At 62.7% G+C, this 12969-nt stretch carries 13 protein-coding genes; 8 read left to right on the forward strand and 5 right to left on the reverse strand.

Annotation, left to right across the window (positions count from 1 at the left end):
- Positions 1-114 precede the first annotated feature (114 nt).
- Positions 115-1455, reverse strand: a complete 1341-nt coding sequence (locus BLP10_RS04615; RefSeq protein WP_091130841.1) for a D-alanyl-D-alanine carboxypeptidase family protein — start codon at positions 1453-1455, stop codon at positions 115-117.
- Between the two features lie 291 nt (positions 1456-1746).
- Here BLP10_RS04615 and BLP10_RS04620 point away from each other — a divergent pair, with 291 nt between their 5' ends.
- Positions 1747-2898, forward strand: coding sequence for a 2OG-Fe(II) oxygenase (locus BLP10_RS04620; RefSeq protein ID WP_091130845.1), 1152 nt, complete (start codon positions 1747-1749; stop codon positions 2896-2898).
- 96 nt (positions 2899-2994) lie between these two features.
- Here the strand turns inward: BLP10_RS04620 and BLP10_RS04625 are convergent, their stop codons facing one another.
- Positions 2995-3573, reverse strand: a complete 579-nt coding sequence (locus tag BLP10_RS04625) for an LOG family protein (RefSeq protein ID WP_091132040.1) — start codon at positions 3571-3573, stop codon at positions 2995-2997.
- A gap of 162 nt (positions 3574-3735) precedes the next feature.
- Between BLP10_RS04625 and BLP10_RS04630 the strand changes: the two genes are divergently transcribed.
- Complete coding sequence (locus tag BLP10_RS04630) at positions 3736-4902, forward strand: acetyl-CoA acetyltransferase (RefSeq protein ID WP_091130848.1); 1167 nt, start codon at positions 3736-3738, stop codon at positions 4900-4902.
- Complete coding sequence (locus tag BLP10_RS04635; protein WP_091130850.1) at positions 4902-5462, forward strand: hypothetical protein; 561 nt, start codon at positions 4902-4904, stop codon at positions 5460-5462. Before BLP10_RS04630 ends, BLP10_RS04635 begins: the two co-directional genes overlap by 1 nt.
- Before the next feature lie 18 nt (positions 5463-5480).
- Here BLP10_RS04635 and BLP10_RS04640 read toward each other — a convergent pair whose 3' ends face one another.
- Positions 5481-5747, reverse strand: a complete 267-nt coding sequence (locus BLP10_RS04640; protein WP_091130853.1) for a BolA family protein — start codon at positions 5745-5747, stop codon at positions 5481-5483.
- 90 nt (positions 5748-5837) lie between these two features.
- Here BLP10_RS04640 and BLP10_RS04645 point away from each other — a divergent pair, with 90 nt between their 5' ends.
- From BLP10_RS04645 to BLP10_RS04660, 4 genes are all read left to right on the forward strand, one after another.
- Positions 5838-6467 (forward strand): J domain-containing protein, encoded by a 630-nt coding sequence (locus tag BLP10_RS04645; RefSeq protein ID WP_091130857.1) that lies wholly within the window; start codon positions 5838-5840, stop codon positions 6465-6467.
- A gap of 113 nt (positions 6468-6580) precedes the next feature.
- Entirely contained in the window at positions 6581-7570 is a 990-nt protein-coding gene (cobS, locus tag BLP10_RS04650) for a cobaltochelatase subunit CobS (protein ID WP_091130860.1), read from the forward strand.
- Positions 7571-7716: 146 nt separating this feature from the next.
- Entirely contained in the window at positions 7717-9615 is a 1899-nt protein-coding gene (cobT, locus tag BLP10_RS04655; protein ID WP_091130864.1) for a cobaltochelatase subunit CobT, read from the forward strand.
- Positions 9612-10628: an esterase-like activity of phytase family protein gene (locus BLP10_RS04660; protein ID WP_175493779.1), complete on the forward strand. Its 1017-nt coding sequence runs from the start codon at positions 9612-9614 to the stop codon at positions 10626-10628. Before cobT ends, BLP10_RS04660 begins: the two co-directional genes overlap by 4 nt.
- A gap of 16 nt (positions 10629-10644) precedes the next feature.
- On the opposite strand, the gene BLP10_RS04665 is transcribed toward BLP10_RS04660, so the two are convergent.
- A complete protein-coding gene (locus BLP10_RS04665; RefSeq protein ID WP_091130868.1) occupies positions 10645-11277 on the reverse strand; it encodes a queuosine precursor transporter in 633 nt (210 codons plus the stop codon).
- A 96-nt stretch (positions 11278-11373) separates the two neighbouring features.
- The gene (rpmB, locus tag BLP10_RS04670) at positions 11374-11664 is read right to left on the reverse strand and encodes a 50S ribosomal protein L28 (protein WP_091130872.1); all 291 of its coding nucleotides are present in this window, start codon (positions 11662-11664) and stop codon (positions 11374-11376) included.
- Positions 11665-11908: 244 nt separating this feature from the next.
- Between rpmB and BLP10_RS04675 the strand changes: the two genes are divergently transcribed.
- Entirely contained in the window at positions 11909-12781 is an 873-nt protein-coding gene (locus tag BLP10_RS04675; RefSeq protein WP_091130875.1) for a DUF3108 domain-containing protein, read from the forward strand.
- The last annotated feature ends 188 nt before the right edge of the window (positions 12782-12969 follow it).

Below are 12969 nucleotides of genomic sequence, written 5' to 3' on the forward strand. Positions count from 1 at the left end.
AGGATCGAGGTTCGCGGGATGCGCACCGTTCGCGCGGATCGGGTGTGAAAGCAAGAGGCCGGATAAGCAAAACGCCCGGCACGGGGCCGGGCGCTGATGATGCGTTGGGGAAGATCAGTTCGCCGCTTTCGGCTTCGAGGCGGCTTCCGCCTTCTGGTCCTTCTTGGCCGGCTTCTGAGTATTGGCCTTCTGGTCCGTCACAGGCTTCACGGTGACGCTGACACGGCCCTTCGACTTGGTCTTGCTGCCTTCCTCGGCTGCCGGAGCATCCGCCTCCTTGGAAGCGGCTTCCTTGGTGGCCTTTTTCTTGGCGGGGGCCTTCTTCTTGTTCAGGCGGGCCTTTTCGGCAGCCTCCTCTGCAGCGGCCTGGGCGGCAAGCTCGGCCTGGGAGGGCGGGTTCAGGCCGATCCAGACGCGCTCCGGCTGCACGGCAGCGCGCGGGCCAAGCACGGTGCGAACGGGCTTTTGCGTGTCGCCCGCGAAGGCCATGACGTCGGACGAGAAGAGGTTCGGAACGTTCGAGTTGTCCTCGGCCACCACAGGGGCGTCTTCTTCCTGAGGCATCGGGCCACGGCGGTCGCAGATCACCGGACGCATGTCCGGCGGCGTGGTGTTGGCCGATGCGGGAAGAGCGGCGAGCTCGGGATTGGTGAAGTTCACCTTGCTGTTGAAGCCGCGGTCGAACAGCTCGGCTGCCTTCATGGTGCGCTCGTTGGCCGAGGGCGCGCCGAGCACCACCGTGATCAGATGACGGCCGTTGCGGTTGGCGCTGGCCACCACGTTGAAGCCGGCCGAGCAGATGAAGCCGGTCTTCATGCCGTCCGCGCCGGGATAGCGGCCGATGAGGCCGTTGGTGTTGCGCATGATGCGGCGTCCGAACTGCACCGCGCCGATGTGGAACAGGTCCTGCTGATCAGGGAACTCCCTCAGCAGCGCGCGGCCCAGGATGGCCATGTCGCGCGCGGTGGTCTGATTGCGCTCGTCGGGAAGACCGTGCGGATTAGCGAAGTGGCTGCTGGTCATGCCGAGTCGCTGGGCATGGGCGTTCATGAGAGCCGAGAAGCCATCGATGGAACCGCCGATATTCTCCGCGATCGTGGCGGCGACATCGTTGGCCGACTTCACCATCATGATCTTGAGGGCGTTGTCGAGGCGGATCTGGGTGCCCGGCTTGAAGCCCATCTTGGACGGCGGCAGCGCGGCGGCGCTGTCGCTCACCGTGAGCAGGGTGTCCATGCTCAGCTGGCCGGAGCGCACCTTGTCGAGAGCGATATAGGCCGTCATCAGCTTCGTGATGGAGGCCGGATACCAGGGGTCGGTCGCCCGCTCTGCGTGCAGAACGCGGCCGGATTCAACCTCGACCACGAGGGCAGGGCCGCCCGCGGCCAGAGCCTGTCCACCCATGAGAGCGGCAAAGGCAAAGGCTGTCATGCGTAGGGCACGGCTAACGTTCATACGGAACGACTCCTTAGACTTGTACAACGGTCGGAGAGGGGACAGAGAGCCCCGCTTGCCAGCTGGGCTATAATTTTTAATCCCAAACCTTAGCTTTGGCTAGGCAAGGTGATGTATCGCAACCCGCACCGCCCTTTGTACTGAACTCCGTGGCAAGAGAGTGGCAAGAGCCGCTCATATGCAAGAACAACGAAGCTCGGCCATTGTTTCTCGGTGGAGAAGCATATTGTCGCTGCCTGAGGGGAATGCTATCACGAAACGTGATTTCATTTCTTTTGATGGATTGCGTCGATGACTGCCGCTGAAGCCACCGCTACGAAGCCCGCCTATCGTGCCATTCATGTCGGCGATCCCGCGCCATGGTTCACCCAGAACTGCACCAGCAACCCGCAGTTCCATTTTGAGACCGTTGCCGGCCGCTATCTCGTCCTGTGCTTTTACGGCACGGGAGCGGACGAGGCCGGTCGCGAGACCCTCAAGGCGTTTCAGGAGACGCATCGGGCCCTGTTCGACGATGACAAGATCGCCATCTTCGGAGTGAGCTCCGACCCCTCTGACCAGTCAGAGGCGCGTGCAAGGCAGATCGTGCCGGGTATCCGCCACTTCTGGGATTTCGATGGCAAGGCCGGGCGCCTCTACGGGGCTCTTCCCAGCAATGTCGAACCCGGCCAGACCCAGATTCCCGTTCGCCGGTTCTGGATGGTGCTCAATCCGACCCTGCGCGTACGCGCCATCTTCCCCTTCAAGGAGGACGGCAGCGACCGCGAGGAGGTGATGGCATATCTGCGTGATTTGCCCCCGGTCGACCGCTTCGCAGGTTTCGAGATCCCGGCCCCCATCATCATCGTTCCGGACGTGTTCGAGCCTTCTTTCTGCCGGCACCTGATTTCGCTCTACGAGCAGAACGGTGGAGAAGAATCAGGCTTCATGCGGGAGATCGACGGAAAGACAGTGGCCGCCCACGACCGCAGCCACAAGAGCCGCAAGGATTTCACGGTTACAGATTCCGAATTGATCGCGCAGCTGCAGCGGCGCATCATCCGCCGCATCAATCCCGAGATCGAACGCGTGCATTTCTTCACTCCCACCCGCATGGAGCGCTACATCGTCTCCTGCTATGCGGCGGAGGATGGCGGGCATTTTCGCCCGCATCGCGACAACACCACCAAGGGCACGGCCCATCGTCGCTTCGCGGTGTCGATCAACCTCAACGACGAATTCGAGGGCGGCGAGGTGAGCTTCCCGGAATACGGATCGCGCAGCTACAAGGCTCCGCTCGGCGGCGCCGTGGTGTTCTCGACGCCGCTTCTGCATGCGGTCTCGAAGGTCACGTCAGGACGCCGCTATGCGTTCCTTCCCTTCCTCTACGACGAGGCAGCGGCGAAGGTCCGCGAGGCGAACAACGCGCATCTCGGCGAAGGTGTCGGCGCGTACAAGGCCTAGAGCATTTTCAGCGAAGTGGATGCAGTTCGCCGTCAAAAATGCTGAGGACCATGAACAGAGATGATTCCTTGTCGATGGAGCCATCTTGGTTGCGGATCATCGCTCGCCGGCCTTGATCCATTTCTCGACCTTCGGCGGCTCATAAGCCCGGATCGCATCGATCAGGGCGGCGGGCTCGTCCTTCACGATCAGCATGGCGCGGTGGATGGGCTTCACGAAGCCGCGCTCCACCACGTCGTCGAGGAAGCCTGCGAGCTTGTCGTAGAAGCCCGCCACGTTGAGCAGGGCGCAGGGCTTCTTATGATAGCCGAGCTGTGCCCAGGTCCAGACCTCGAACAGCTCCTCGAAGGTGCCGAGGCCGCCGGGTAGCGCGATGAAGCCGTCCGAGAGTTCGGCCATCATCGCCTTGCGCTCATGCATGGAGCCGACCACACGCAGGTCGCTCAAACCCGCATGTGCGATTTCCTTGTCGACGAGAGCCTGCGGCATCACGCCGATCACGTGGCCGCCCTTGGCCAGAGCCGCATCCGCCACCGCGCCCATGAGGCCGACCGAGGCGCCGCCATAGACAAGCTCGATGTCGTTTGCAGCCAAGGCCTCGCCGAGCAGGCGGGCGGTTTCGATGTAGACGGGATCCTGGCCCGCGCTGGAGCCGCAAAAGACGCAAAGACGCATGGAGCATGTCCGCTGATTCGTTCCGGGCGTCCATGGAGGCTGAAGCAGGAGCAAATTCAAGAGGCGGGGGACTTTGATCAGACTGCGACCAAGGCTGGCTTGCCGAACGGCAGGAACCATTCCACCTTATGCGCAACATCCGAGTTTCGTGAGGAGACCCCCATGACTGCCTGCATCGTCGGTTGGGCGCACACCCCCTTCGGCAAGCTCGACGCGGAAAGTGTCGAGAGCCTCATCGTCCGGGTCGCCAGCGAGGCGCTGGATCATGCGGGGATCGGCGCGGAGGACGTGGACGAGGTAGTTCTCGGCCATTTCAACGGCGGATTCTCGGCCCAGGATTTCACGGCGTCGCTGATTTTCCAGGCCAGCGACAAGTTCCGCTTCAAGCCTGCGACGCGCGTCGAGAATGCCTGCGCCACCGGCTCTGCCGCCGTCCACCAGGCGATCAAGACCATCGAGGCCAAGCGCGCTAGAACGGTGCTCGTGGTCGGCGTCGAGCAGATGACCCGCACGCCGGGACCTGAGATCGGCAGCATCCTGCTCAAGTGCTCCTACGTTCCCGAGGACGGCGAGACCCCGGCTGGCTTCGCAGGCGTGTTCGGGCAGATCGCGGGCCAGTATTTTCAGCGCTTTGGCGACCAGTCGGATGCGCTGGCGCTCATTGCGGCCAAGAACCACAAGAACGGCGTCGACAATCCCTACGCGCAGATGCGCAAGGATCTCGGCTTCGACTTCTGCCGCGCCGAGAGCGAGAAGAACCCCTTTGTGGCGGGACCTCTGAAGCGCACGGATTGCTCGCTCGTTTCCGATGGCGCCGCAGCGCTCGTGATCGCCGACACGGAGACAGCGCTGCGCATGCGCCGCGCCGTAGCGTTCCGGGCGACTGCCCATGCGCAGGATTTTCTGCCCATGTCGAAGCGTGACATCATTCAGTTCGAGGGCTGCGAAGTAGCATGGCAACGCGCGCTCGCTCAGGCCGGCATCGAACTCTCGGATCTCTCCTTCGTGGAGACCCATGACTGCTTCACCATCGCGGAACTCATCGAATACGAGGCCATGGGGCTCGCGCCTCCCGGCCAAGGCGCCATCGCGGTCAAGGAAGGCTGGACGAATCGCGACGGCAAGCTGCCGGTGAACCCGTCCGGTGGCCTCAAGGCCAAGGGACACCCCATCGGCGCGACGGGCGTCTCGATGCACGCGCTCTCGGCAATGCAGCTCTGTGAGGAAGCCGGTGGGATGCAGGTGAGGAACGCGAAGCTCGGCGGCATCTTCAACATGGGCGGCGCGGCCGTAGCCAATTACGTAAGCGTGCTTGAACGGATTAAGTAATGCAATATCTTTTCCTTGGCCGCCCTGGCGAGGAGCAAAATATTACGATGAATAAATTGGATCGGAGACGCTCTCCACAAGAGAACAAAAAGCTCTCCTATGAGCGAGATTGCAGCAATCAATATGGTGAGAATGACAAGGCAGCCCGTAAGGCCGTTCGGCGCTTCAAAGCTGCTTCCAACCGTGCTGGCAGGCGTGGAGTGAACAGGGCATTGCATGGGCTTGAGCACGCTCCCGATGAGATGGCCCACGAGATAGCTTTGTTCGAAGCCGAGCATATGGCTTTGAAACCAAAGCAAACAAAGGTGCCTGATGCCCCTCTCAAAGATGTCGTGCCTTATCGGATGCGTGCTAGAATTAAATGGGCAACTGCCCTCAGGCCCATTTTCAAAGAATGCGGAGAAACGGGGATAACGTCCCCGCATCTCTTAGTAATGGAACTCGAACGGCGTCGCATTAGCGCCCCGTATGGGAAGACATGGACACCTTGGCTTGTCCATCAAGCATTGAGGAGTCTCGGCGTTAAATATCCTTGGGAGTGGGATGGAAAACTAGCCTAAAATCCATCCTGCCTGTCCTTACTCCCCCGGCGCCTTGGCCTGGATGGCCAGGGCATGCAGGCCCCTGTCGAAGGCGCCTTTCAGAACCTCGTTCACAAGGCGATGACGCTCGACGCGGCTCTTGCCTGAAAAGGCTTCCGACACGATATAAAGACGGAAGTGAGTTTCACCCCCCTCCCGCCAGCCTCCATGGCCGCGATGCTGCTCCGACTCGTCGGTGACGGTGAGCGCGGAGGGCTGCAACTGTTCCTGCAGATTCTGTGTGATCCAATCGGTGAGGGTCATGCTGCTCTTGTAAACCTTTTTGAACGGGTCTGCGGCGAAAAGCTCTTAAGCCTTGGCTCAGGGCCTTCCGCCCTTCATAATGTTTGAATCATGGATCTCAACTCGCCTCTTTTCGACCGTATCCGGATCAAGTCTTCCGCCGATGAGCCGCGGGAGACGAAGGGACCTGCCTGCGAGCACCCCGGCTGCAAGGCTGCGGGCGAATTCCGTGCGCCGAAAGGCCGGGACCGGGAGGGTCAGTACTGGCGCTTCTGCCTTGAGCATGTGCGCGAGTACAACGCCTCCTACAACTATTTCACCGGCATGTCCGATTCGGCGGTCGCCGCCTATCAGAAGGACGCGATCGTCGGTCATCGCCCGACCTGGGCCATGGGCGTGAACACCTCCGGCAAGGCCGAGGCCGAAGGGAAGGCTCAGGAGCCCCGGGACTGGGCCTATGTCGACCCGCTGGGCATCCTCAGAGGGGAGGACTTCACCCAGGCCCGCAGCCGCAGGGCGGCGCCCGAGCCGAAGCGCCCCCGCTATACGGGCGCAGTGCGCCGGGCCCTGGACATTCTCGGCCTGGATGAGACCGCCGACGGACCCGCCATCAAGGCCCAGTACAAGTCCCTGGTGAAGCGGTTCCACCCCGACGCCAATGGGGGCGACCGTTCCTTCGAGGAGCGGTTGCGCGACATCATCAAGGCGCATGACGTCCTCAAAAGCGCTGGTCTTTGCTGAAACCTCCTTGTTTCATGCAGCCCTCTTAAGCGTTTAGGAAATTGCACCGCACCGCCATGGAGTTTAAGAAGCCATGGCAAGTCTTTGAAACCACTGTCCGACGAGAGGCCCTTATGACGGCACAAACCGATACAACGACCCGCCTGCCGGATATGAAAGTGTCCGTGCGACAGGTCTTCGGCATCGACTCGGATCTGGAAGTTCCCGCCTTCTCCCAAGCGGAGGAGCATGTACCCGATCTCGACCCGGATTATCTCTTCGACCGGGAGACGACGCTGGCGATCCTCGCGGGCTTCGCGCGCAACCGTCGCGTGATGATCACCGGCTATCACGGCACCGGCAAATCGACCCATATCGAGCAGGTGGCCGCCCGCCTCAACTGGCCTTGCGTCCGCGTGAACCTGGACAGCCACGTGTCGCGTATCGACCTTGTCGGCAAGGACGCCATCGTGCTGCAGGACGGCAAGCAGGTCACCGCCTTCCAGGACGGCATCCTCCCCTGGGCGCTCCAGAACAATGTCGCTCTCGTGTTCGACGAGTACGATGCCGGACGTCCCGACGTGATGTTCGTGATCCAGCGCGTGCTGGAGCAGTCGGGCAAGCTCACGCTGCTCGACCAGAAGCGCGTGATCCGTCCTCATCCCGCCTTCCGCCTGTTCGCCACCGCCAACACGGTCGGCCTGGGCGATACGTCGGGCCTCTATCACGGCACGCAGCAGATCAACCAGGGCCAGATGGACCGCTGGTCCATCGTCACCACGCTCAACTATCTGCCGCACGACAAGGAGGTGGACATCGTCCTCTCCAAGGCGAAGCACTATCAGAACAGCTCGGAAGGGCGCGACATCGTCAACAAGATGGTGCGCGTGGCCGATCTCACCCGCTCGGCCTTCATGAACGGGGATCTCTCCACCGTCATGAGCCCGCGCACGGTGATCACCTGGGCCGAGAACGCCGAAATCTTCGGTGACACGGGCTTCGCCTTCCGCGTGACGTTCCTCAACAAATGCGACGAGTTGGAACGCACGCTGGTCGCCGAGTTCTATCAGCGCTCCTTCGGCAAGGAATTGCCGGAAAGCGCCGTGAACATGGTGCTGAGCTAAGTCACGATCAGGCATCCTCATCCTGAGGAGCGTAGCGTCTCGAAGGATCAGGATGCCGGGTCCAGAATTCTCTGGAAGCGCCCTCGTTCTTCGAGACGGCCTTTGGCCTCCTCAGAATGAGGGCTTATCGGAAGCGACAGGCAAGTATGTCCATCTCGAACCGCAAGCCAGGTGAGAAGAAGGAAGCGCCGGCGGAGCCGCTGAAGCGCTCCATCGCCGGTGCGATGAAGGCCATCGCCCGCAAGCCCGATCTTGAGGTGGCCTTCGCCTCCGACCGCCCCGTGCTCATGGGCCAGGACAAGGCTCGCCTGCCGGAGCTGCCGCGCAAGCTCACGTCGAACGATGTGGCGATCCTGCGCGGCAACGCGGATTCCATGGCGCTGCGGCTCGCCTGTCACGACACCTCTCTCCACCGCAAGCTCGCTCCCGAGGGCCAGGCCGCCCGCGCCGTGTTCGACGCCGTCGAGCAGGCGCGCGTGGAATCCATCGGCTCGCGCCGCATGGCGGGCATCTCTTCCAACATCTCCGCGATGCTGGAGGACCGCTATCACCGCGGCGGCAAATACGAAGAGATCACCGATCGCGCGGATGCGCCCATCGAGGACGCGCTGGCGCTCATGGTGCGCGAGCGCCTGACCGGCGAGAAGCCGCCACATGCGGCCGAGAAAATCGTCGATCTCTGGCGCGACTTCATTGAGGAGCGCGCAGGCAAGAATCTCGACGGGTTGTTGAAGAACATCGACAGCCAGCGCGATTTCGCGCGCGGCATCCGCGACCTGCTCTCCTCCCTCGACATGGCCGACGATGCGTCGCTCGAGCAGGACGACGAGGAGAACGAGGAAGACAACGAGTCCGAGCAGCAGGAGCAGCGGGGCGAAGGCGAATCCGAGCAGGAATCCCAAGGCGACCGCGCCGAGGTTGAGGTCAGCGAGGATTCGAGCGACGAGATGGAGGACGGCGCGACGGAAGAGGCCGATGGTCCTTCCGGCGAAATGCCCGAGGAAGCGGAAGAAGCCGATTCCGAGGATGCGGGCGAATCCTGGCGTCCGCCTTCGCGCGCGAACGAGAATCGGGGGCCCGATTACAAGCCCTACACCAGCAAGTTCGACGAGATCATCCATGCGGAGGATCTCTGCGATGCGGATGAGCTGACGCGCCTTCGCGCCTATCTCGACAAGCAGCTCGCGCATCTCCAGGGCGTGGTGGGACGTCTCGCCAACCGCCTGCAGCGCCGCCTCATGGCGCAGCAGAACCGCTCGTGGGAATTCGACCTGGAGGAAGGAACGCTCGATCCGGTGCGCCTGCCTCGCATCATCATGGACCCGTTCCAGCCGTTGAGCTTCAAGCAGGAGCAGGACACCAACTTCCGCGACACGGTCGTGACGCTGCTTCTCGACAATTCCGGCTCCATGCGCGGACGCCCGATCACCGTGGCTGCCACCTGCGCCGATATTCTCGCGCGCACGCTGGAGCGCTGCGGCGTGAAGGTGGAAATCCTCGGCTTCACCACGCGCGCCTGGAAGGGCGGTCAATCCCGCGAGATGTGGCTGCAGAACGGCAAGCCCGCCAATCCGGGCCGCCTCAACGATCTGCGTCACATCATCTACAAGTCGGCGGATGCCCCCTGGCGGCGCGCACGCAAGAATCTCGGCCTCATGATGCGGGAAGGCCTGCTGAAGGAGAACATCGACGGCGAGGCCCTCGACTGGGCGCACAAGCGTCTGCTCGGGCGTCCCGAGCAGCGGCGCATCCTGATGGTGATTTCCGACGGCGCGCCGGTGGACGACTCGACCCTCTCGGTCAATCCCGGCAACTATCTCGAACGCCACCTGCGCTACATCATCGAAGAGATCGAGACGCGCTCGCCGGTCGAACTGATCGCCATCGGCATCGGGCACGACGTGACCCGTTATTACCGCCGAGCGGTGACCATCGTCGATGCGGAGGAACTCGGCGGCGTGATGACCGAGAAGCTTGCGGAATTGTTCGAGGAGAATGCTCAAGCGCCGCGCGGGGCGGCACCTCGCCGCCGGGCTCACGCGTGAGGCTATTCAGCCGGAGAAGCCTGCTCATCGGCGGCGGTGCGATCACCGCTGCCGGCATCGCAGGCGTCACAGGAACGGCGCTGGCGCAGCGTCCGCAGGCGTTTCGCAATGCCACGCCGATCAGGGTCTCGGCTCAGCCGATCAGCCATCTCTCCAACACCGATCCTGACCGCACGAAGTTCGGCGCGCTGTTCTTCCGGTCAGGTCTCATCCTCAAATCCGACGTTTCCGCTTTTGGCGGCTTTTCCGGTCTGTGGCGCTCGCCAAGGGGCCAGGAAATCATCGCGCTTGCCGACAATTCGCAGGTGCTTCAGGCGCGCGTGGAGACGGCGGACGGGCGCTTGTCGGGGCTGTCCGATGCGGTGATGGCGCCCTTGCTCATGAGCAACGGCACGCCTACGCGCCGCACCCGCTATTACGATACGGAGAGCCTCGCGATCTCCGGCAACACGGCCTTCGTCGGCATCGAGCGAAATCATGCCGTTCTTCGCTTCGAGCGCGGCCGCGAAGGGGCGCTCGTCAAGGGCGTTCCGATTGCCGTGCCGAATGAACTCAAGGATCTGCCGAGCAATGGCGGGATCGAGGCTCTTGCCGTTGCCCCGCAGCGATCAACCCTGTCCGGCGCCCTCATCGGAATTGCCGAAGGCGGTCAGGGGTTCATCCTCACCGGCTCACGCAAGGGCGCATTCGAAATGGTGCGCCGCGGCGGCTACGACGTGACGGATCTCGCGTTCCTCGATTCCGGCGATGCAATCGTGCTGGAGCGCCGGTTCTCCCTGTTCGGAGGCTTCGGGTGCCGTCTCCGGCGTGTGGCGGCCTCGGCGATCAGGCCCGGTGCGCGCGTGGACGGCGAGGTGATCTACGAGAGCGAGGCCTCGCACCAGATGGACAACATGGAAGGCGTTGCCGTTCATCGGGAGGGAAGCGAGCATGTGATCTCACTGATCTCCGACAACAACTTCAATACGAACCTTCAGCGAACCCTGCTGCTGGAATTCGCGCTCGCCGAATGATCTGCGCGAGCGCCGATCAGGCGGTCCGGTGGTGGTGCTTTGCCTCGAAGCGCATGAGCCGCAGGATCGCGCCGTAGGGAGCGATCGAAAGAGCGGCGAGCGCGAGCTTCACCAGATAATCGGCGACGGCGAGGTTCACCCACGGAAGCGCGATGCATTCATCCGCAATGCCAGCAAGGCCAAGCGTGTCGGTGATCGTGAGGCCGAGACCGGGGAGGGCGCCGCAATAGAAGGCGACCGAGAAGAAGATGGCCGTGTCGAGGCCCGACGAGATCACCGAGGACACGAAGGGCGGCATCCACCAGGCGTGGCCGCGAAGGCGCGTGAAGATCTGAATGTCGAGCAGCTGCGCGCACAGGAAGGCCGCGCCCGAGGCAATCGCGATGCGTGGCGTCGCGAGATAGATCGACAGCAGGACAGCCAGCACGAAGCCGGCATAAACCACCCGGCGGGCGCCTTTGGGGCCGAAGCGGCGGTTCGAGAGGTCCGTGACCAGAAAGGCGAAAGGATAGCTGAACGCGCCCCAGGTCAGATAATCACCCAGGCCCAGATGGTGGAAGGGATACTGAACCAGAATATTCGACGAGAGGACGACGAGGGTCATTGCGGCGAGCGCAATGAGGAAGTCGCGGTGCCCGGTCTTGATCATGAACGGAGCCTTCCCAGAGAACAGCTAAGCCTTGAGGCAACGCAAAACGGGCGGCTGTGAGGCCGCCCGCAGCGTAGAAAACGGTTGAGGCCGAGATTAGCTCGCTGCGGCGAGCTTCTTCTCGATCTCGCGCTTCACAGTGAGGGCGGTGCTCGACAGCTCGTCAGCCGAAGCCTTCGCCAGGAAGGCGTCGAGGCCGCCGCGATGCTCGACGGAACGCAGAGCATGAGCGGACACGCGCAGGCGCACGGAGCGCTGCAGGGTGTCAGACTGGAGCGTGACGTTGCAGAGGTTCGGCAGGAACTTCCGCTTCGTCTTGCGGTTCGAGTGGCTCACGAGGTGGCCACTCAGCACGGCCTTGCCGGTCAGTTCGCAACGGCGCGACATGGGTTCAATCCTATCGTATCAAAGGGTCACGGCTCTAGTTTCGTGGGTTTGCTTCAACGCAGATCCCGCGCGGCCGGACACCAGAAGTCCTTGGAAGGTGCAGGGCTATAGGCCGAAAATGGGCCCGGCGTCAAGAATAGTGCGGCAGCACAACTCGTTTTTTTGCGCCGCCATGGTCATGATTTATTCTGATTCTCATGCCATGCAACGGAATAGACTAACGGGACAGCCCGAGAAAGCATCCATGCGCCTGATCGCTACCGCTCTGTTAACCTTAACCGTTGCCGGCCTTGGTTCCCAGGCTCAGGCTCAAGCCGCGCAGACCCTTAAGGTGAACTATGAACTTTCCTTGGCGGGGCTTCCGTTGGGGAAGGCTGATCTCTCCTCCACCTTTACCGGCCCCCGATATGAGCTGCAGGGCAATGTGAAGCTCTCCGGCCTCGTGCGGATGATCACCGGCGGCAAAGGGGCCGGCACGGCCTCGGGCCTGATTGCCGGGTCTCAGCTGCAGCCCAGCGGCTTTGCCGTGTCCTCCAAATCCTCCGGCGAGCAGCGTACGGTGCGGATGTCGCTTGATGGCGGCAACGTGGTCGAAGCCGAGATCACTCCGCCGGTGGAGCCGAAAGAGGACCGGGTGCCCGTAAAGGATGCGGACAAGAAGGGGGTCATCGATCCCCTGAGCGCCCTCATCATGCCTGCGGTCGCGTCAAAAGACCTCACGGATCAGGCCAACTGCAATCGCACCATCCCGGTCTTCGACGGCGCCGCCCGCCAGAACATCGTGCTGACCTATGCCGAGACCAAGAACGTCGCGGTGGCTGGCTATTCCGGGCCTGTCCTCGTCTGCAACGCGCGCTGGGTCCCGATCTCCGGCCACCGCACGCAGCGTCCCTCCACCAAGTTCATGCGGGAGAACAAAGACATGACCGTGTGGCTGGCGCCGGTGGAAGGAGCGCGCGTGCTCTTTCCCATCAAGGTCGCCGTGCGCACCATGATCGGCATGGGCGAGCTGCAGGCCGCGAGCTGGTCGGTGGAGGGCGACGTGAAACCCGCCTCGGCAAAGGCCAGACCCGCGGGCAAGGCGCGGGAGCCCATCAAGGCCGGGGCCGGGCAATAAGCCCTTCAAAATCCCCGGAGAATTCTTGGATACCCGGTAGCGAAACCGGCGCGTAGCCCCATATAAGGGAGAGCCTGCCGCCGGGTTTGCCGGACCAGGCCCGCTTTGTGAGAAGGCTGCCTGCATCATCTCTACGTGCAGGGGCGTCTCGCCCCTCTCACCCGGGATCTTATCCGACATTACCCCGC

Origin of the sequence: Microvirga guangxiensis (genome assembly GCF_900102135.1) — a bacterium.
In the GTDB taxonomy this organism is placed as follows: Bacteria; Pseudomonadota; Alphaproteobacteria; order Rhizobiales; family Beijerinckiaceae; genus Microvirga; species Microvirga guangxiensis.